At 58.9% G+C, this 17,370-nt stretch carries 21 protein-coding genes; 19 read left to right on the forward strand and 2 right to left on the reverse strand.

The window, feature by feature from the left end; genetic code table 11:
• Nucleotides 1-32: 32 nt before the first annotated feature.
• A complete protein-coding gene (locus tag ACR0BU_RS08715; RefSeq protein ID WP_298936089.1) occupies nucleotides 33-410 on the forward strand; it encodes a VOC family protein in 378 nt (125 codons plus the stop codon).
• 495 nt (nucleotides 411-905) lie between these two features.
• A complete protein-coding gene (locus tag ACR0BU_RS08720; RefSeq protein ID WP_480736954.1) occupies nucleotides 906-2,249 on the forward strand; it encodes a DNA-packaging protein in 1,344 nt (447 codons plus the stop codon).
• Nucleotides 2,250-2,312: 63 nt separating this feature from the next.
• On the opposite strand, the gene ACR0BU_RS08725 is transcribed toward ACR0BU_RS08720, so the two are convergent.
• Nucleotides 2,313-3,341, reverse strand: a complete 1,029-nt coding sequence (locus ACR0BU_RS08725) for an adenylate/guanylate cyclase domain-containing protein (protein ID WP_480736854.1) — start codon at nucleotides 3,339-3,341, stop codon at nucleotides 2,313-2,315.
• 230 nt (nucleotides 3,342-3,571) lie between these two features.
• Between ACR0BU_RS08725 and ACR0BU_RS08730 the strand changes: the two genes are divergently transcribed.
• The 16 genes from ACR0BU_RS08730 (at nucleotide 3,572) to ACR0BU_RS08805 (ending at nucleotide 16,091) form a co-directional block, all read left to right on the forward strand.
• Nucleotides 3,572-4,735 (forward strand): phage portal protein, encoded by a 1,164-nt coding sequence (locus tag ACR0BU_RS08730; protein ID WP_480736855.1) that lies wholly within the window; start codon nucleotides 3,572-3,574, stop codon nucleotides 4,733-4,735.
• Nucleotides 4,728-4,946: a GTA head formation protein, RCAP_rcc01685 family gene (locus ACR0BU_RS08735; RefSeq protein ID WP_480736856.1), complete on the forward strand. Its 219-nt coding sequence runs from the start codon at nucleotides 4,728-4,730 to the stop codon at nucleotides 4,944-4,946. The genes ACR0BU_RS08730 and ACR0BU_RS08735 overlap by 8 nt, the downstream gene beginning before the upstream one ends.
• A gap of 26 nt (nucleotides 4,947-4,972) precedes the next feature.
• On the forward strand, nucleotides 4,973-5,518 hold the full coding sequence (locus ACR0BU_RS08740) for an HK97 family phage prohead protease (protein ID WP_480736858.1): 546 nt from the start codon (nucleotides 4,973-4,975) through the stop codon (nucleotides 5,516-5,518).
• 35 nt (nucleotides 5,519-5,553) lie between these two features.
• On the forward strand, nucleotides 5,554-6,732 hold the full coding sequence (locus tag ACR0BU_RS08745) for a phage major capsid protein (RefSeq protein WP_300066893.1): 1,179 nt from the start codon (nucleotides 5,554-5,556) through the stop codon (nucleotides 6,730-6,732).
• A 169-nt stretch (nucleotides 6,733-6,901) separates the two neighbouring features.
• The gene (locus ACR0BU_RS08750; RefSeq protein ID WP_480736859.1) at nucleotides 6,902-7,501 is read left to right on the forward strand and encodes a head-tail connector protein; all 600 of its coding nucleotides are present in this window, start codon (nucleotides 6,902-6,904) and stop codon (nucleotides 7,499-7,501) included.
• The gene (locus tag ACR0BU_RS08755) at nucleotides 7,498-7,836 is read left to right on the forward strand and encodes a phage head closure protein (protein WP_299076117.1); all 339 of its coding nucleotides are present in this window, start codon (nucleotides 7,498-7,500) and stop codon (nucleotides 7,834-7,836) included. Before ACR0BU_RS08750 ends, ACR0BU_RS08755 begins: the two co-directional genes overlap by 4 nt.
• Nucleotides 7,833-8,246, forward strand: coding sequence for a DUF3168 domain-containing protein (locus ACR0BU_RS08760; protein WP_298936080.1), 414 nt, complete (start codon nucleotides 7,833-7,835; stop codon nucleotides 8,244-8,246). The genes ACR0BU_RS08755 and ACR0BU_RS08760 overlap by 4 nt, the downstream gene beginning before the upstream one ends.
• A gap of 20 nt (nucleotides 8,247-8,266) precedes the next feature.
• Nucleotides 8,267-8,680: a phage major tail protein, TP901-1 family gene (locus ACR0BU_RS08765; RefSeq protein WP_299076111.1), complete on the forward strand. Its 414-nt coding sequence runs from the start codon at nucleotides 8,267-8,269 to the stop codon at nucleotides 8,678-8,680.
• Nucleotides 8,681-8,685: 5 nt separating this feature from the next.
• The gene (locus ACR0BU_RS08770; RefSeq protein WP_300066883.1) at nucleotides 8,686-9,006 is read left to right on the forward strand and encodes a gene transfer agent family protein; all 321 of its coding nucleotides are present in this window, start codon (nucleotides 8,686-8,688) and stop codon (nucleotides 9,004-9,006) included.
• Nucleotides 9,003-9,212 (forward strand): rcc01693 family protein, encoded by a 210-nt coding sequence (locus ACR0BU_RS08775; protein WP_480736860.1) that lies wholly within the window; start codon nucleotides 9,003-9,005, stop codon nucleotides 9,210-9,212. Before ACR0BU_RS08770 ends, ACR0BU_RS08775 begins: the two co-directional genes overlap by 4 nt.
• The gene (locus ACR0BU_RS08780; RefSeq protein ID WP_480736861.1) at nucleotides 9,199-9,861 is read left to right on the forward strand and encodes a phage tail tape measure protein; all 663 of its coding nucleotides are present in this window, start codon (nucleotides 9,199-9,201) and stop codon (nucleotides 9,859-9,861) included. The genes ACR0BU_RS08775 and ACR0BU_RS08780 overlap by 14 nt, the downstream gene beginning before the upstream one ends.
• A 15-nt stretch (nucleotides 9,862-9,876) precedes the next feature.
• Entirely contained in the window at nucleotides 9,877-10,509 is a 633-nt protein-coding gene (locus ACR0BU_RS08785; protein ID WP_480736862.1) for a phage distal tail protein, Rcc01695 family, read from the forward strand.
• A complete protein-coding gene (locus ACR0BU_RS08790) occupies nucleotides 10,509-11,396 on the forward strand; it encodes a DUF2163 domain-containing protein (protein WP_480736863.1) in 888 nt (295 codons plus the stop codon). Before ACR0BU_RS08785 ends, ACR0BU_RS08790 begins: the two co-directional genes overlap by 1 nt.
• Nucleotides 11,393-11,839 (forward strand): C40 family peptidase, encoded by a 447-nt coding sequence (locus tag ACR0BU_RS08795; RefSeq protein ID WP_480736865.1) that lies wholly within the window; start codon nucleotides 11,393-11,395, stop codon nucleotides 11,837-11,839. The genes ACR0BU_RS08790 and ACR0BU_RS08795 overlap by 4 nt, the downstream gene beginning before the upstream one ends.
• Nucleotides 11,839-15,786, forward strand: a complete 3,948-nt coding sequence (locus ACR0BU_RS08800; RefSeq protein WP_480736867.1) for a baseplate multidomain protein megatron — start codon at nucleotides 11,839-11,841, stop codon at nucleotides 15,784-15,786. Before ACR0BU_RS08795 ends, ACR0BU_RS08800 begins: the two co-directional genes overlap by 1 nt.
• A gap of 8 nt (nucleotides 15,787-15,794) precedes the next feature.
• Nucleotides 15,795-16,091 (forward strand): DUF7742 family protein, encoded by a 297-nt coding sequence (locus ACR0BU_RS08805; protein ID WP_480736868.1) that lies wholly within the window; start codon nucleotides 15,795-15,797, stop codon nucleotides 16,089-16,091.
• Here ACR0BU_RS08805 and ACR0BU_RS08810 read toward each other — a convergent pair.
• Nucleotides 16,072-16,410, reverse strand: coding sequence for a TraR/DksA family transcriptional regulator (locus ACR0BU_RS08810; RefSeq protein WP_480736870.1), 339 nt, complete (start codon nucleotides 16,408-16,410; stop codon nucleotides 16,072-16,074). The genes ACR0BU_RS08805 and ACR0BU_RS08810 overlap by 20 nt on opposite strands.
• Nucleotides 16,411-16,494: 84 nt before the next feature.
• Between ACR0BU_RS08810 and cysE the strand changes: the two genes are divergently transcribed.
• Nucleotides 16,495-17,304 (forward strand): serine O-acetyltransferase, encoded by an 810-nt coding sequence (gene cysE / locus ACR0BU_RS08815; RefSeq protein ID WP_480736872.1) that lies wholly within the window; start codon nucleotides 16,495-16,497, stop codon nucleotides 17,302-17,304.
• Nucleotides 17,305-17,370: the final 66 nt, after the last annotated feature.

A 17,370-nucleotide genomic window follows, 5' to 3' on the forward strand; every position in this document is an offset into this window, starting at 1 on the left:
GTTACTTTATTTTTAATAAATGGGGAAGTTCAATGCCACTTGTTTCGTTAAAAAACACTATCACCCTTGCGATTTCCGTTCGGGATCGGCATGCCAGCGCGGATTGGTACAACGACAAACTTGGATTTGAACTGGTCCATCACATTGATGAAGCGGGCTGGAGCGAATTGCACACCAATGTTGAAGGTGTGACATTGGGTTTGGGCGAACAGTCGGAGCCTTCACCGGGAAATAGCGTTCCCGTGTTCGAAGTCGCTGACATCGCCAAGGCGCGCGGCACCCTAGAGGCCGCGGGTGTGAAGTTCGACGGCGATACTGACACAATCGAAGGAATGGTCAGCACGGCCACGTTTTATGATCCGGATATGAATGCGTTGATGTTGGCACAGGATCTGACCATCAGTGGATGAGACAGGTCGGAAGTTTGTGACATGCTAGCAATTTATTAACCATCACCGTTCGGTCCCCGTTGCGTATGTGTTGCGCAAAACATTGACTTTACGTCCTTTTTTTCGTATGGTTTGTGTCATGCTAGAAGAAGTGGGCAACGGCCCCGGGGTGACCCGGTGGCCGTTTTTCGTTTCTCTCGTGCGGGAACACTCACGCATGAGGTCAATACGCAAACATGACTTTGATTACCCCGGAAGAGCGGATGTCCCAGACGGCAGAATTGTTGCAGTCACTAGAGGCGTCCATTCGCGGTCTGCGCCAAGCAGCGGAAGAATTGCGCAGGCAGATCGGAACCGGGGAGGATGCAGATCTTGCTGGTTCAGCCAAGCAACTCGGGCAGTTAGAGGGGCTGATCCGAAGTTGTCAGAAAGTGGAGACAAGCTTTGTCGAACAACATCATAGACAAGCCGGAATTGCCCAAGGTGGATACGCACTCGACCTTGAGCGCGCTCGATTTGAAGTCGGGTGCAGGTTGGCTCGCCTCCGCCGATGCTGCGGTGCGGGAGAGGTTTCTGAGTGAAATCGGGGAGGGGGGGCTATGCGCCCTCCCTTTCTTATTCGAGTTTTGGGCGCTGCCGCACCAATCACCGCCTGAAGGCGACTGGCGATCCTGGGTGATCATGGGCGGGCGTGGAGCTGGCAAGACACGAGCCGGCGCTGAGTGGGTGCGATCAATGGTCGAAGGGTCGCTGCCGTTGGACAGGGGTGAGGCGGGTCGCGTGGCCTTGGTGGGCGAAACCTTCGATCAGGTGCGCGATGTGATGATTTTTGGCGATAGTGGGATTTTGCACTGTTCGCCCCCGGATCGTCGGCCCGTGTGGAAGGCGTCGGAACGCAAGCTGGTCTGGCCCAACGGCGCCGAGGCGCAGGCGTTTTCGGCGCATGATCCCGAAGGTTTGCGCGGGCCGCAGTTCGATGCGGCCTGGGTGGATGAACTGGCCAAGTGGAAGAAGGCCGGTGAGACCTGGGATATGCTGCAGTTTGCGTTGCGGTTGGGGGAACGCCCTCGGGTCTGTGTGACGACCACGCCGCGGAATGTGAAAGTTCTGAAGGAATTGCTGGCGTCGCCCTCCACTGTGCAGACCCATGCGCCAACCGAGGCGAACCGGGCCAATCTGGCGGAGTCGTTTCTACAGGAGGTACGGGCGCGCTATGCGGGGACACGGCTGGGGCGGCAGGAGTTGGATGGGGTGCTGCCGTCGGATACCGAAGGGGCGCTATGGACGGGCTCGATGTTGGACGCGGCGCGGGTTGATCAAGTGCCGGAACTGGATCGCATTGTAGTCGCATTGGACCCAGCGGTTACGGCTGGGGCGGATGCGGATGCCTGTGGGATCGTGGTGGTCGGCGCGCAAGTGCAAGGACCGCCCGAGGAGTGGCGGGCGTTTGTTTTGGCAGACCGGACAGTGCAGGGCGTCGGCCCGGCGGGCTGGGCGCAGGCGGCGATAGACGCGATGGATGAATTCGGGGGTGAGCGACTCGTGGCCGAGGTCAACCAGGGCGGGCAACTGGTAGAAGAGGTCGTGCGGCAGGTGGACCCTCTGGTGCCTTATCGGGCGGTGCGGGCCTCACGCGGCAAGGTGGCGCGGGCAGAACCTGTGGCGGCTTTGTACGAGCAAGGGCGGGTGGCGCATGTGGCGGGGCTGGACGCGCTGGAGGAGCAGATGTGCCAGATGACCGCGCGCGGGTTTGAGGGGCAGGGTTCGCCCGACCGGGTCGACGCACTGGTCTGGGCCTTGCATGAGTTGGTGGTGGGGCCTGCAGGGGCGTATCGACGGCCTAGGGTGCGGGTGGTGTGAGATCTAGGATGGACATAAAACCTGATCCTCGGCCAGATCCATCGAATTCAGATAGGACTCTGATCAATAATAAAAATCCGCTGACCACAGGCTCAGTTCATCCTGCTTTCCCGGTGCCTTGAATGAGGGTAGCCGGGTAAGTCTTTGATGATGTTCGATTGGCAGTTGACACACAACGTCGTTCGACAGGACGATATCCGCATTGAACATTTTTGCGGCACCTTCGATGCGGGCAGCGGTGTTCATGGGATCACCTAAAAGTGCGATCTCTTTCTTCCAGTCCCCAATCTCACCGGCGGCGACTTCGCCGCAGTGGATTGCCACTCGTATGCGCGCCGCGGCGCTATATCTTTTTTTGTAAAATTCAGCGCGGCTTGCCAGGATCCGGTGCATTTCCCGGGCACATGTCAGGCAAGTAGCGTTCGCGAGCCCATTTGATAGTTTCCATGTCACGATGACCGAGTCCCCGACATATTTGTGTACGTCCCCGCGCGTCATCTCTACCGCATCCGCAAGATCCAGGGCCACATCGCGCAGGAAGTCATGAAAGCGGAGCTGACCGATGGTTTCTGCCAGCGCCGTAGACCCGATGACATCGGCGAAAAGAATGACACGCTGCTCTAACCGCGCTTTAGTATAGCGCCCTGTAAAGAGGGCGACAGTAGCCTCTTTTCCGAGTAGGCGCGTGACCTCGATACCGATCGAAAAGGCAAAGGCAATGGCAGCGGATATGGCAAAAAGTTCCGCGAAGGCTGGGCCTTTCCAGGGTTGATCGGTGTCGGTCAACATGTCAGGAACAAGCAGGCCGAAGACGATAAAGAGGCTATACGCAGCGCCCCGAAGGATCATCAGAAGGATAGGGCGCAATCGGCGTGTCATTCTGCGTTTCGGGTTCGAGAAAACCTGATATTCGGCAAGTAAACAACACAGAGAAATGACGAAACCGGTCAATGCGCCGGTCCAGATGTCACTCCACAACGTATCGGGTGACGCCCGCACGGCACCGATCACTGCGCCAGTCAACGAGGAAAGAGCGATCACTTTCGCCGAGACATTTATGGATCGGGAGAAAAACGCGCCCATTTGGTGCATATATAGGCCTTCGTGGCTGGAGACTAAAAAGTGAGGTAAGAGCGGCGGATACGCTCGTATCCTAAGGCCAACCTTCTTGGGTGCAAGCGAGATAGGGTTGTTTTTTCCCTCTGTTCAAGGGGGAGTGGTTGTTGCCCAACCCCCGCACGCCCCGTTCCCGAGGCTTAAACTTCTCTCCGTCATAACTCCTTTCAACAAGCCGGGCAGAGCGGTGGCTGAAAGGAGCACAGATGGTATTCGATTTCTTGCGTCGTAGATCGACTGGTGAGGCGCTTGAGACAAAGGCAAGTGCTGCGGGGCCGGTGGTGGCGTGGCAGACGGGTGGGCGTGTGGCGTGGAGCGCCAGAGATACCGTCTCGCTGACGCGGACGGGGTTTTCGGGGAACCCGGTGGGGTTCCGCTCGGTCAAGCTGATTGCTGAGGCGGCAGCTGCCTTACCTTTGGTGCTGCAGGATCAGGGACAGCGCTATGATATGCATCCGATCATATCCCTGATGCGCCGTCCGAATGCGGCGCAGGGGCGGGCGGAGTTGATGGAGGCTCTTTTTGGTCAGTTGCTGCTGTCGGGCAATGCTTATGTCGAGGCGGTGCAGGCTCAAGAAGGCTTGCCGATTGAGCTGCACGTTTTGCGCTCGGACCGGATGAGCGTGGTGCCGGGGGCGGATGGTTGGCCCAAGGCGTATGATTACGCGGTGGGCTGTAAGAAACACCGGTTTGCGGCTGATGCGATCTGTCATATCAAGTCGTTCCACCCTCAGGATGATCACTATGGGTTCTCGCCGATGCAGGCGGCGGCGATGGCGATTGATGTGCATAACAGCGCGTCGCGGTGGTCGAAATCTCTGCTGGACAATGCCGCGCGGCCTTCGGGCGCGCTGGTGTGGAAGGGCGGCGATGGCCATGGGGTTATGGCTGAGGATCAGTTCCGTCGCCTCTCGGATGAGATCGAGCAGAACTATCGTGGGGCGCGCAATGCAGGCCGTCCGATGGTTCTGGAAGGGGGGCTGGATTGGAAACCGATGGGTTTCTCGCCCTCAGACATGGAGTTTCAAAAGACCAAGGAAGCCGCCGCCCGCGAGATCGCGCTGGCCTTTGGGGTCCCGCCGATGCTGCTGGGGATACAAGGCGACGCGACCTATTCGAACTATCAGGAGGCCAACCGGGCGTTTTATCGCCTGACCGTGTTGCCCCTGGTGACGCGGGTGGCGGCGGCGGTGTCGGAGTGGTTGGCGGGCTTCACTGGTGAGGAGCTGGTGCTGAAGCCCGATCTGGATCAGGTGCCCGCGTTGTCTGCTGAACGCGATGCGCAATGGACGCGGGTGAGCCGTGCCGAGTTCCTAACGGATGCCGAGAAACGTGCGCTGCTGGGGCTGCCGGAGCGTGCCGATGAGTGAGGGATACCCGCCGTTCGACTGCGCGCCGGGCCTGCGTTTGGCTGCGCATGAGCAGGTGGCCGAGATCCAGCACGAGCATCTATGTCGGCGGCTGGATCAGATAGAAGAGATGATGGAGCGGTTGGAGAAGCGTTTGTGGCTGGCGGTTTATGGCGTGGCGGCGGTGATCCTAGCGCAGGCGTTTCAGTCTATTCTGGTAGCAACGCCGTGAATTCAGATGGTTATGAGGAATTGTTCATGGAATTGGAACGCAAGTTTACGCGGTTTGGCGACGGGCTGTCCGTTTCTGACGACGCAGTGATCGAAGGCTATGCCAGCCTGTTTGGTCAGGTCGATCAGGGCAGCGATGTGGTGCAGCGCGGGGCCTATCGCGGCTCGCTTGACGGGCTGGCCAAGGCGGGTCAGCGGGTCAAGATGCTGTGGCAACACGATCCGGTACAACCCATCGGCGTTTGGGACGAGGTGCGTGAGGATGACCAGGGACTGTGGGTCAAGGGGCGTTTGCTGGAGAGCACGCAGAAAGGTCGTGAAGCGGCTGAGCTGATCCGGGCGGGTGCCATTGATGGGCTATCGATTGGCTATCGCACCAAGCGGGCCGTGAAGAATGACAAGGGCCAGCGGGTCCTGACGGAACTGGAGCTGTGGGAGGTGTCGCTTGTGACGTTCCCGATGCTGCCCAGTGCGCGGGTGGCGGCAAAGGGGACGACCCCGGATGCCGAAGACATCCTGCGCAGTATTGCCGAGGTGTTCAACACTGCCCGGCTGGAGCTGGCGCGAACCTAGCGCGCCGTAACCTCACCCCCAAAAAGGAAGTGCTGATGAGGAAGACCGAAACCCCGGCCTTGACCGGAGAGGGTGTGCCCCTGGTTCAGGAGGTGAAGCAGGCAATGGCCAGCTTCGTAAACGAATTCAAGGACCTGAAGACTGAAGTTAAAACCAAAATGCAACAGACAGAAGAGCGACTGACTATGCTGGATCGTAAATCAACCATGGCGGCGCGTCCGCATCTTGCGGCGTCTATTGAGGACGGCGCACCGCACCAGAAGGCCTTTGATGCCTATGTGCGCTCCGGTGAAGATGACGGGCTGCGCGGGCTGGAGATGGAGTCGAAGTCTCTGTCCAGCGCGGTGAACAGCGACGGTGGTTATCTGGTCGATCCCCAGACCACCGAGATCATCAAGTCTGTTTTGAAGTCGACCGCTTCGATCCGCTCGGTTGCCGGGGTGGTGAATGTCGAGGCGAACTCGTTCGATGTTCTGGTCGACCATACGGATGTCGGTGCGGGTTGGGCGGATGAAAGCTCGGACACAACCGAGACGGCCACACCGATGATTGATCGCATCTCGATCCCGCTGCATGAGCTGAGCGCCTTGCCCAAGGCGTCGCAACGATTGCTGGATGACAGCGCGTTTGACGTGGAAGGCTGGTTGGCCGGTCGTATTGCAGACAAATTCGCGCGGGCCGAAGCGGCAGCCTTTATCAATGGCGATGGTGTGGACAAGCCTAAGGGCATTCTGACCCACAGAACCACTGCGAACGATGCCTGGATCTGGGGCAACTTGGGGTATGTGCCAACCGGTATCGACAGCGGCGTCGATGCAGATGCGATTGTCGATGTGGTTTACGCGCTGGGCGCGCAGTACCGCGTCAACGGTACCTTTGTGATGAACTCTAAAACCGCCGGTGTTATCCGCAAGCTGAAAGACAGCGATGGCCGCTTCCTGTGGTCGGACGGTTTGGCTGCGGGTGAGCCTGCGCGTCTGATGGGGTATCCGGTACTGATCGCCGAGGATATGCCGGACGCGGCGACCGACAGCTTCTCAATCGCGTTTGGCGACTTCCAGTCCGGTTACACCATTGCTGAGCGTCCCGATCTGCGTGTTCTGCGCGATCCGTTCAGCGCCAAACCGCATGTCTTGTTTTACGCGACCAAGCGGGTGGGCGGCGACGTCAGCGACTTTGCGGCGATCAAGTTGCTGAAATTCGGCACCGCCTAAGCGGTGACGGATCCGGGGGGCCTTGGCCCCTCGGGCGGCGGGCGCGGGCTGGCGTAAGACCCCCGCGTTGTCTAGCTGCTCCCCTCCGTCCGAGCAACGTGGGGCGGCGCGTGCCCGTCATTTTCCTGAGCGAGGCCCCCGGAGGGGTCCGAGATTGCGGAGTGAATAGATGATGTTGATCGAAGAAACCGCCATCGCGGATGCGGCGCTGCCGGTGGATCAGTTCAAAGCGCATTTGCGGCTGGGCACAGGGTTTGCCGAGGCGAGTCTACAAGACGAGGTCCTGAAGGGTTTTCTACGGGCGGCGATTGCGGCGATTGAGGCGCGTACAGGCAAGGTGTTGATCGGGCATGAATTTTCGTGGAGCCTGAACAACTGGCGTGATCCGGCAGGCGAGGTATTACCGGTGGCGCCGGTCACAGCGATTGATGCTGTAATGGTGACCGACACGGCTGGGGCCGAGACGGTCATAGACCAAGACGCCTACCGTTTGGAGCGGGATAGTCTGCGGCCTCGGATACGACCGGTATATGGCGCGCTGCCCGCGATTGCGACCGGTGGATCGGTCAAGATCGCCTTCACCGCAGGGATGGCTGTGGACTGGGATGGATTACCAGCCGATTTGGGGCAGGCGGTTCTGTTGTTAGCGGCGCATTACTATGAATACCGGGATGAAACGGCGTTGGGCGACGGCTGCATGCCTTTCGGTGTAACCAGTCTGATCCAGCGCTATCGGATGGTGCGGTTCGGCGCAGGAGTGGCGAAATGAAGACGCCACGTTTGAACCGAAAGCTGGTGCTTGAAGCGCCAGTGCGGGTGGCCGATGGCGCAGGCGGCTATACCGAGATCTGGGCAGCTCAGGGAACGCTTTGGGCCGAGGTCACGGCGCGCAGCGGGGCCGAGCGGCAGATCGCGGGTGTCCCCGTATCGCGTGTTGGCTATCGCATAGTTGTGCGGGGTGCGCCCGAGGGCTCGTCGATGCGGCCTGCGCCGGATCAGCGGTTTCGTGAGGGCAACCGCCGCTTCGTGATCCGGGCGATTGCCGAGCGCGACCCGCTTGGACAGTTTCTGACCTGTTTTGCAGATGAGGAGGTGGCGGCATGAGTTATGGCGTTTCGGCTGCTTTGCAGGCGGCGGTTTACCAGCAGTTGTCGGCGAATTCAGATGTCGTGACGTTGTCTGGTGGGGCCATTTACGACGCGGTTCCGGCAGGTGCAGTGCCGCAAACCTATGTGACGCTGGGTCCGGAAGATGTGCGCGAGGCCTCAGACAGGTCAGGTGGAGGGGCGGTGCATCGGTTCACGGTATCTGTCGTGTCAGAGGTCGCTGGGTTTGGCGCGGCCAAGACGTTGGCGGGAGCGGTATGTGATGCGCTGGAGAATGCGCCACTGACCTTGGACCGGGGCCGCCTGGTTGGGCTTTGGTTCGAACGGGCCTCAGCCAAGCGCACTGGAACCGGAGGTGCTGTGCGCCAGATCGATCTGAGATTCCGCGCCCGCGTGGAAGACAATTAAGCAATCATTGGAGAGAGCATATGGGTGCCCAGAACGGTAAGGACCTGCTGGTCAAACTGGATATGAACGGCTCGGGGCTGTTCGAAACCATCGCGGGGCTGCGCGCCACACGGGTCAGTTTCAACGCCGAAAGTGTGGATGTCACCAGTCTGGAAAGTCAGGGTGGTTGGCGCGAGTTATTGTCCGGGGCGGGGGTTAAATCTGCTGCGATTTCGGGCTCGGGAGTGTTCAAGGACGAAGGTACTGATGAGCGTACCCGGCAGCTTTTTTTTGACGGCGAGACGCCCGGATTTCAGGTGATCATCCCCGATTTCGGCATTGTCGAGGGGCCGTTTCAGGTGACCGGCATCGAGTATGCAGGATCACACAATGGCGAGGCCACCTATGAGATAAGCATGGCGAGTGCTGGTGCTTTGACCTTCACAGCGCTGTAACCCTGATGGCAAATCCATGGACGGGAGAGGTGGCACTGACCATCGATGGGGAGCGGCGGCTGCTCAAACTGACATTGGGTGCATTGGCGGAATTGGAGCAAGAGCTGGAAACAGTGTCGCTGGTGGATCTGGTACAGCGTTTCGAAGGCGGGGTGTACACCAGTAGCGATGTTCTGGCGTTGATCGTAGCCGGGCTGCGGGGGGGCGGTGCGAATGTGCGCCGGGACGATCTGTTGCGTGCTGAAATTGAAGGCGGGCCGATGGCTGGCGCACGTGCAGCGGCCGAGTTGCTGGCGCGGGCGTTCATGGTTCCCGGTGACGCATGAACGGGTTGGACTGGCCCGTCCTGATGCGGGCCGGGCTGGTCGGCCTAAGGCTGCCTCCGGATCAATTCTGGCGCCTGACGCCGGCTGAGTTGCGGCTGATGCTGGGTCACGGCGCAGGTTTGCCGGCGATGAACAAGGCTGGTCTGGATGCCTTGCTGGTAACCTATCCGGACAAGACACAAGGAGAGCGTGATGACGGATCGTGACGGCTTTGACGACTTGCAGGAACGGGGCGAGGCACTGGGTGACTCGCTGGGCGATGCTGCATCAATGGCAGCGGCTTTTGATGGACAGATGAGGCGGATCAGTGCCGCTTTTGAGGAAACCGGCAAGGATGTCGCCACGCTGGAGCGCGGCATGTCCGGTGGGTTGCGCAAGGCTTTTGATGGCGTGGTGCTGGATGGGATGAACTTGTCGGATGCGTTGGATGTACTGAAGAATTCGATGATCCGCACCGCTTATTCTGCGGCGATCAAACCGGTGACGGACCATTTCGGCGGCATGCTTGCGGGTGGCATTGGTGGGCTGGTGCAAGGGCTGTTGCCTTTCGCGGATGGCGGCAGCTTTAGCCAGGGTCGGGTGATGCCATTTGCCAATGGTGGTGTGGTCAGCGGACCAACGACGTTCCCGATGCGTGGCGGAACCGGTTTGATGGGCGAGGCCGGGCCTGAGGCGATCATGCCGCTTGCACGCGGGCCGGACGGAAAACTGGGCGTGCGAAGCGCGGGCGGCGGGCAGCCCGTGAACGTTGTGATGAATATCTCCACCCCGGATGTGCAGAGTTTCCGGCGCTCGCAAGGTCAGATCGCGGCTCAGATGAGCAGGGCGCTGGGCCGTGGCAATCGCAATAGATAAACGAGGGAGCAGGTCATGAGTTTTCATGAGGTAAGGTTTCCGGCGAGTCTGAGTTTTGGCTCGGTCGGTGGTCCGGAACGGCGTACGGATGTCGTGACTTTGGCCAATGGGTTCGAGGAACGCAACACGCCCTGGGCCCATTCGCGGCGGCGCTATGATGCGGGTCTGGGAATGCGGTCTCTTGATGACATTGAAACGCTGATTTCCTTTTTCGAAGCGCGCCAAGCTCAGATGTTTGGGTTTCGTTGGAAAGACTGGTCGGACTTCAAGTCCGGCAAGGCGACCGCCGAGGTCACGGGTGAAGATCAGGTCATCGCGCGCGGCGATGGGGTGCAGACCCGGTTTCAGCTGGTCAAAACCTATAGCTCGGGCGGGGTCAGCTATGTCCGCCCGATTGTGAAACCGGTGCTGGGAACGGTGCGTTTGGGTTTGGATCAGGACGAAGTTCGGGAGGGGGTCGACTTTGAAGTGGATCTGACAACCGGGACGGTCACATTTGCTGACCCGCCGCCCGAAGAGGTCGACATCACGGCCGGGTTCGAATTTGACGTGCCGGTGCGCTTTGATACCGAGAAGATCCAGACCAGTGTCGCCAGCTTTCAGGCGGGCGATGCACCAAGTGTTCCAGTGGTCGAGGTACGGGTTTGATGGCGGGCGATAAGCAGGGTTTGCACGCTCATCTACAAAGCGGGCTGACAACGGTGTGCCGATGTTGGGCGATCACGCGCACCGATGGGCAGGAGTACGGGTTTACCGATCATGACATTGAACTGCGATTTGACGGGTTGGTCTTCAAGGCCAGTACCGGCCTGACCGCCGCAGCGATTGAGCAGGCAACTGGTCTGTCGATCGATAATTCCGAGGCCATGGGCGCGCTTTCTGACGCCTCAGTGCGGGATGAAGATATTGAAGCGGGGCGTTTTGACGGGGCCGAGGTGCGTGCCTGGCTGGTCAATTGGGCCAACCTGGATCAGCGCATGCTGCAGTTCCGAGGATCGATCGGCGAATTGCGGCGCGCAGGTGGTGCGTTTCACGCCGAGTTGCGCGGGTTGACTGATTTGCTGAATCGGCCATTGGGGCGCGTCTATCAAAAGCCTTGTACGGCTGTGTTGGGGGATCGGGTATGCCGATTCAACGTCGTCACCCCGGGGTATTCGGTAGAAGCCGAAATTCTTGGGTTTGACGGCGGAACGCTGCTGCGCCTGCTCGGTGGAGAAACCGCGGATGAGGCTTGGTTCGAACGCGGCAGGTTGGATGTGGTGTCTGGCCCTGCAAACGGTTTGTGGGCGTCGATAAAGCAGGACAGTCGCATAGACGGTGGCCGCGAGATTACGCTGTGGTCCAGCATAGGTGGCGGTCTTGCCATCGGGGACAAGGTTAAGCTCACCGCCGGATGCGACAAGCGTATGGAGACTTGCCGTCTGAAGTTCAACAATACACTGAATTTCCAGGGTTTCCCTGATCTTCCCGGCGAAGACTGGGTGATGGCCGTTCCTAAGAAAAACAAGCCGAACAAAGGGGGGAGCATCAGGTGAGTGCGCGCAGAGAAGACATTGTCGCAGAGGCCCGCTCTTGGTTGGGCACGCCATATGTACATCAGGCGGCAGCCAAAGGGGCCGGTACGGATTGTCTGGGTCTGCTGCGTGGTGTCTGGCGGGCGCTTGTCGGGCGGGAACCTGAAGCTGTGCCAGCCTATAGCAAGGACTGGTCCGAACCGCAGGGCGAAGAACGCATGTGGGCTGCCGCGCAGCGACATCTGATTGAAAAGCCAAAATTCGTGTTGGAAGTGGGTGATGTGCTGCTGTTTCGAATGCGAGATCGAAGCGTCGCCAAGCATCTTGGCATCGTCAGTGAAACCGGCGAAGCGCCGCGTTTTATCCACGCATATTCCGGATACGGCGTTGTCGAAAACGCATTGAGCGATCCCTGGCGCCGCCGGGTGGTCGCCTGTTTTGAATTCCCGTTGGAGGATCTCTGATGGCTACTATTCTTCTTTCTGCCGCAGGGGCTGCGCTGGGCGGTTCAATCGGGGGCACGGTCGCCGGGTTGTCGACCGCGATCATTGGGCGCGCGGTGGGTGCCACGGTGGGTCGGGTCATCGACCAAAGGCTGCTGAGTCAATCTGTGATGGGAGATGGCAGTGAGGTCATTGAGACTGGCCGGATGGATCGATTCCGGTTGACCGAGACCGGCGAAGGCGCACCGGTCACGACCGTTTTTGGCCGCATGCGCGTTGGCGGTCAGGTGATCTGGGCGTCGGATTTTCTGGAAACCCAAAGCACCACAACCGACGGCGGCAGCGGAGGCAAGGGAAAGCCCAAAACACCCGAGGTTACGACCGTCACTTACAGTTACTCTGTTTCTCTGGCGATTGCCGTCGGTGCGGGTGAAATTGCCGACGTTGCGCGCATCTGGGCCGATGGTGAAGAACAGGAACGTGTCGGCCTGAATATGCGCATCTACTATGGCACCAAGGATCAATTGCCTGACCCGTTGATCGAGTCCATCGAGGGTGCAGGAACCGTGCCCGCCTATCGCGGAACGGCTTATGTTGTAATTGAAGACTTCCAATTGGCCGCTTTTGGCAATCGTGTTCCGCAATTCTCATTTGAAGTGGTGCGTCCTGCGCAGCCCGATATGCCGGATCATGACAGCTCGTTGCCTCAAATCGTTCGCGGCGTCGCGCTGATGCCGGGAACCGGCGAATACGCGCTGGCCAGCACGCAGGTGAACTACTCTAATCAGTTTGGTCACCATCGGGCAGCCAATGTGAATTCTGCTTCGGGCCAGCCTGATCTGGTGACATCGACGCAAGCGCTCGAGAAAGAAGTGCCGAGCTGTGACGCCGCATCGTTGATCGTATCCTGGTTCGGAGATGATCTGCGTTGCGGTTCATGCCAGATCCGGCCAAAGGTCGAACAGAAGGAAATCGACGGTCAGGGCATGCCCTGGACGGTGTCGGGACTGAACCGCGACAGTGCTCTGATCGTGAAGCAACTGAATGATCGCCCGATCTATGGCGGTACGCCTGCGGATGCGGCGGTGGTGCAGGCTATCCGGCATTTGAAAGCCACCGGAAAACGCGTCATGTTCTATCCGTTTATCCTGATGGAGCAATTGCGGGGAAACAGTTTGCCGGACCCGTGGTCTGATCGGCTCGAACAACCCCATTTACCATGGCGTGGGCGGATCACGTTGGATATCGCACCGGGGCGTGCGGGCTCACCGGATCAGTCAGCAGCGGCCGACGCTCAGGTTGCCGCGTTTTTTGGTCACGCGCGGGCCAGTGACTTCTCTGTTGGAAATGGCACGGTGTCTTATCACGGTCCTGCAGAATGGGGTTTGCGACGGTTCATTCTCCACTATGCGGCGTTGTGTAAGGCGGCAGGCGGCGTGACCTCGTTCTGCATTGCGTCCGAGATGCGCGGCCTAACACAGATCCGTGGCGCATCCGGGTTTCCTGCTGTCGGGCAAATGCGTGCGCTGGCTGCTGAAGTGCGTCAGATACTGGGGCCGAACACGAAGATCGGGTATGCTGCGGATTGGAGCGAGTATTTCGGCTACCAACCGACCGGAAGCGGTGACAGGTTCTTTCATCTCGATCCGCTTTGGGCCGATGACAATATCGACTTCGTCGGTATCGACAATTACATGCCGCTCTCGGATTGGCGTGACGGCGAAAAGCATCTGGATGCCGAGGCCGGTGCGCCGTCCATATACGATCTGGACTATTTGCGCGGAAACATCGAAGGCGGAGAAGGATATGATTGGTATTATGCGTCGCCAGAAGAAGCATTGGCCCAGATCAGAGCACCAATCGAGGATGATGCGCACAATGAGCCGTGGATCTGGCGTTACAAGGATTTGCGCAATTGGTGGTCGAACCCGCATCACGAGCGGATAGACGGTGTCCGGCAGGCAAACCCAACCGATTGGGTGCCGGGATCAAAGCCGATCTGGTTCACCGAACTGGGATGCGCCACAATCGACAAAGGCACGAACCAGCCGAACAAGTTTCTGGACCCAAAGTCGTCGGAATCCTTTTTGCCTAAGTACTCCAATGGGCTGCGCGATGATTTCATTCAGGTGCAGTACCTTAAGGCGACGCTGGGCTATTGGAATGATCCGCAGGTCAATCCGGTATCAAGCGTTTACGGCGGTCCCATGCTGGATCTGTCAAACGCCTATGTCTGGGCCTGGGATGCTCGTCCATTCCCAGCGTTTCCGAATTTGCGAAGTCAGTGGAGTGACGGTGAGAACTATGCGCGTGGCCATTGGTTGAATGGGCGTTCCGGATCACGAACTCTGGCATCGGTTGTGACCGAGATCTGTCATGGGGCCGGCGTTACGGACATTGATGTGTCGGGGCTCTACGGCATTGTGCGCGGCTACGTGATCGAGGACGTGACAAACGCGCGTTCGGCCTTGCAACCGCTGATGCTGCGCTATGGTTTTGATGCCATCGAGCGCGACGGGGTGCTGCGGTTTCAGATGCGAGATGGCTATGGGGCTGTGCAACTGGATCCCGATCATCTGGCCGTCAGCTCCGATCTAGACGGCACGGTCGAATATCGCCGGGAAGCCGAAGCCGAAATGACTGGCCGCGTGCGCCTTCGGTTTGTGCAATCTGACGCAGATCATGATGTGGTCGCGGAAGAAGCGGTTTTGCCCGATACCAGCACACATTCGGTTTCGGTCAATGAAATGCCATTGTCGATGACCCGCGCAGAAGGGCGGCAGACCGCAGAACGCTGGTTGAGCGAGGCACGGGTGTCCCGCGATACGTCCCGTTTCGCATTGCCGCCCTCGATGATGCATTTGGGTGCCGGTGATCTGGTGCGCCTGTCGGATGAGGATGGTGGAGCGGTTTATCGGATCGACCGTCTGGAAACAGCTGATTTGCAATTGGCAGACGCTGTTCGGATAGAACAGGGGGTCTACAAGGCCGCTGAATTGCAAGAGGATGCCTTAACCGTAAAGCCTTATGTGGCCCCTGTTCCCGTTCTGCCAGTCTTCCTGGACCTGCCGCTGATCACCGGGGCTGAAGTGCCTCACGCGCCATACCTGGCGGTTTCAGCCGACCCATGGCCCGGCAGCGCGGCGGTTTATTCGTCCGCCGCTGACGAGGGGTACATTCTGAGCGATGTGATCACCGGTCAGGCCATCATTGGCCGTACCGAAACGCCTCTAAGGCGGGCGAGTGCCGGGATTTGGGATGAAGGTCCGGCCTTGCGGGTCAATTTGATCGGGGGGGTATTGGAATCCAGCCCACGCGACCTATTGCTGAACGGTGTTAACCTTGCCGCAATTGGCGATGGCACGCCCGATAACTGGGAAGTGTTCCAGTTCTCCGATGCAGCGTTAGAGGCGTCGGGCACCTATGCCCTGTCTGGCCGGCTGAGGGGGCAACTAGGCACTGACGCATTGATGCCAGATATGTGGCCCGAAGGATCGTTGTTCGTGCTGCTGAACGACCGGGTCTATCAGACCAGCCTGTTGCGGACCGAGCGGCGCATCGCCAAGCACTACCGTATCGGCCCGGCGACGCGCGGATACGATGACCCGTCATACCAACATCTGGTCCAAGCGTTCGGCGGCAACGGTTTGCGACCCTACGCACCTGTGCATCTAAGGGCAAATTCGACCACCGTAGGGTTCGAGATGTCGTGGATACGGCGCACCCGGCTGGACGGTGATGATTGGTCTGGCCTGGATGTGCCCTTGGGTGAAGAAAGCGAGTCTTACCTGCTGCGCCTATTAGAAGGCGGCACGGTGGTGCGAGAAGTCGTCACGACCGAGCCCAATTGGTTGTATTCAACTGCGATGCAAGCAACCGATGCGCTGACGGGGCCATTCGAGGTGGAAGTTGCGCAAGTCTCCGCCGTTTACGGGCCGGGTCATGCGTCCCGTCTTACTATTGGGTAGGCTGTTTGATGCGCCCTGTTCTTCACGGTGATGTCAGTTCTGCGGCACGGGCTTTGTTATCTGTGCCGCAGATTGACCGAGAGCGTCTTTGCATTCGGATGATTGCTGAGGCTGAATTGGCCGACGCGCATGTCCTTAGAACCGGTCGGCTTCATCCGATCTATGGTAATGGCTCGCTCATGGTGGTTGCGCGAAACAGGTCGTTGCCGGACGAACCCGGTTTCGACGATCTTGGGTATTGTCAGTGTTTTGAAACGGTTCTGCGCCATCTTGTCCGATTTAAAATCAGCCAGCAGCACAGCTGACGCATTTGCTCGCCGCCAGATCCAAGTTCAGCCGCCCATTCGGAATGTCATCACCGCAATCCTCGCAATACCCATACTCGTCCTGTTGAATGCGGATTAACGCAGCCCTGAGGCGAAAGGTTTCGAGGTCACGGTTGGCCTGTTGTGCCTTCGCCATCGCCTGATTTTGTAATGCATCCATGCGGCTGAGGCGGCCAACGGCCTGCTGGTCTAGTTCTACAACGGCCTGCGCCGTCTGGCCTGACGCGGACAGCTGTACCAGTTCCGCCAAACGCGCGCGGATTTTTGTTTCGAAATGGGCGCGTTTTAACTCATTCATTCTTGTTGCATCGCCGTTCACAGGTTTGCGTTTGGTATTTTTGTCACTAAATGGCATTCTAGGCGCAGCAAAGGATCAAAAGCTATGTTTGAAACGCGCAGACAAGTGACGAATGTTGACCCGGTCTGGGATCGTATCACTTCTGAGGCCCACGAAGCGGTCGAGAAAGAACCCCTGATGGGTGGTTTGGTGCACGCCTGTATCTTGCATCACCGGAGTTTGGAGCGTGCCCTGTCCTACAGGGTGGCGGCAAAGCTATGCTCGAACGAGATGTCGATGATGGTTCTGCGCGAGATTGTCGATGAAGCCTATGTCGACGACCACAGCTTGCTTGAAGCCGCTCGTGCCGACCTGATGGCCGTCTATGAGCGCGATCCGGCCTGCCATCGACTGCTACAGCCGATCCTGTATTTCAAAGGCTATCAGGCCATGCAGGCCTATCGTGTGGCGCATTGGCTGTGGCGCAAAGGGCGTTATGATCTCGCGTATTTCTTCCAGATGCGGTCCTCCGAGATCTTCGGGATCGACATTCATCCGGCCGCGAAAATTGGCAAGGGCATCATGATCGACCATGCTCATTCCATCGTCATTGGCGAGACCGCTGTGGTGGGCGACAATGTCTCGATGCTGCATTCGGTCACGCTGGGCGGAACCGGCAAGGAAGAGGAACAGCGCCATCCGACGATTGGTGACGGTGTTCTGATCGGGGCCGGGGCCAAGGTTTTGGGCAATATCGAAGTGGGTCACTGCAGCCGTATCGCTGCCGGATCAGTGGTGTTGCAAGAGGTTCCGGCCTGTAAGACGGTGGCTGGTATCCCTGCCAAGATCGTGGGGGAAGCGGGGTGCGATCAGCCATCCATTTCTATGGATCATATGCTGGGCAAGGACCAATAGCCTGAGTTGAATGAACAAAAAAGCCGCCTCAAATTTGAGGCGGCTTTTTTGTGTGTGTTCGCCGGG

Source organism: Ruegeria sp. CK2 (assembly GCF_056536585.1).

Coding starts and splice junctions, on each gene's coding strand:
- ACR0BU_RS08730 (WP_480736855.1), top strand. CDS start 3,572: ATGGTATTCGATTTCTTGCGTCGTAGATCGACTGGTGAGGCGCTTGAG.
- ACR0BU_RS08790 (WP_480736863.1), top strand. CDS start 10,509: ATGGCGGGCGATAAGCAGGGTTTGCACGCTCATCTACAAAGCGGGCTG.
- ACR0BU_RS08740 (WP_480736858.1), top strand. CDS start 4,973: ATGGAATTGGAACGCAAGTTTACGCGGTTTGGCGACGGGCTGTCCGTT.
- cysE (WP_480736872.1), top strand. CDS start 16,495: ATGTTTGAAACGCGCAGACAAGTGACGAATGTTGACCCGGTCTGGGAT.
- ACR0BU_RS08810 (WP_480736870.1), bottom strand. CDS start 16,410: ATGAATGAGTTAAAACGCGCCCATTTCGAAACAAAAATCCGCGCGCGT.
- ACR0BU_RS08775 (WP_480736860.1), top strand. CDS start 9,003: ATGAACGGGTTGGACTGGCCCGTCCTGATGCGGGCCGGGCTGGTCGGC.
- ACR0BU_RS08785 (WP_480736862.1), top strand. CDS start 9,877: ATGAGTTTTCATGAGGTAAGGTTTCCGGCGAGTCTGAGTTTTGGCTCG.
- ACR0BU_RS08770 (WP_300066883.1), top strand. CDS start 8,686: ATGGCAAATCCATGGACGGGAGAGGTGGCACTGACCATCGATGGGGAG.
- ACR0BU_RS08765 (WP_299076111.1), top strand. CDS start 8,267: ATGGGTGCCCAGAACGGTAAGGACCTGCTGGTCAAACTGGATATGAAC.
- ACR0BU_RS08735 (WP_480736856.1), top strand. CDS start 4,728: ATGAGTGAGGGATACCCGCCGTTCGACTGCGCGCCGGGCCTGCGTTTG.
- ACR0BU_RS08800 (WP_480736867.1), top strand. CDS start 11,839: ATGGCTACTATTCTTCTTTCTGCCGCAGGGGCTGCGCTGGGCGGTTCA.
- ACR0BU_RS08715 (WP_298936089.1), top strand. CDS start 33: ATGCCACTTGTTTCGTTAAAAAACACTATCACCCTTGCGATTTCCGTT.
- ACR0BU_RS08805 (WP_480736868.1), top strand. CDS start 15,795: ATGCGCCCTGTTCTTCACGGTGATGTCAGTTCTGCGGCACGGGCTTTG.
- ACR0BU_RS08725 (WP_480736854.1), bottom strand. CDS start 3,341: ATGCACCAAATGGGCGCGTTTTTCTCCCGATCCATAAATGTCTCGGCG.
- ACR0BU_RS08750 (WP_480736859.1), top strand. CDS start 6,902: ATGATGTTGATCGAAGAAACCGCCATCGCGGATGCGGCGCTGCCGGTG.
- ACR0BU_RS08745 (WP_300066893.1), top strand. CDS start 5,554: ATGAGGAAGACCGAAACCCCGGCCTTGACCGGAGAGGGTGTGCCCCTG.
- ACR0BU_RS08780 (WP_480736861.1), top strand. CDS start 9,199: ATGACGGATCGTGACGGCTTTGACGACTTGCAGGAACGGGGCGAGGCA.
- ACR0BU_RS08755 (WP_299076117.1), top strand. CDS start 7,498: ATGAAGACGCCACGTTTGAACCGAAAGCTGGTGCTTGAAGCGCCAGTG.
- ACR0BU_RS08760 (WP_298936080.1), top strand. CDS start 7,833: ATGAGTTATGGCGTTTCGGCTGCTTTGCAGGCGGCGGTTTACCAGCAG.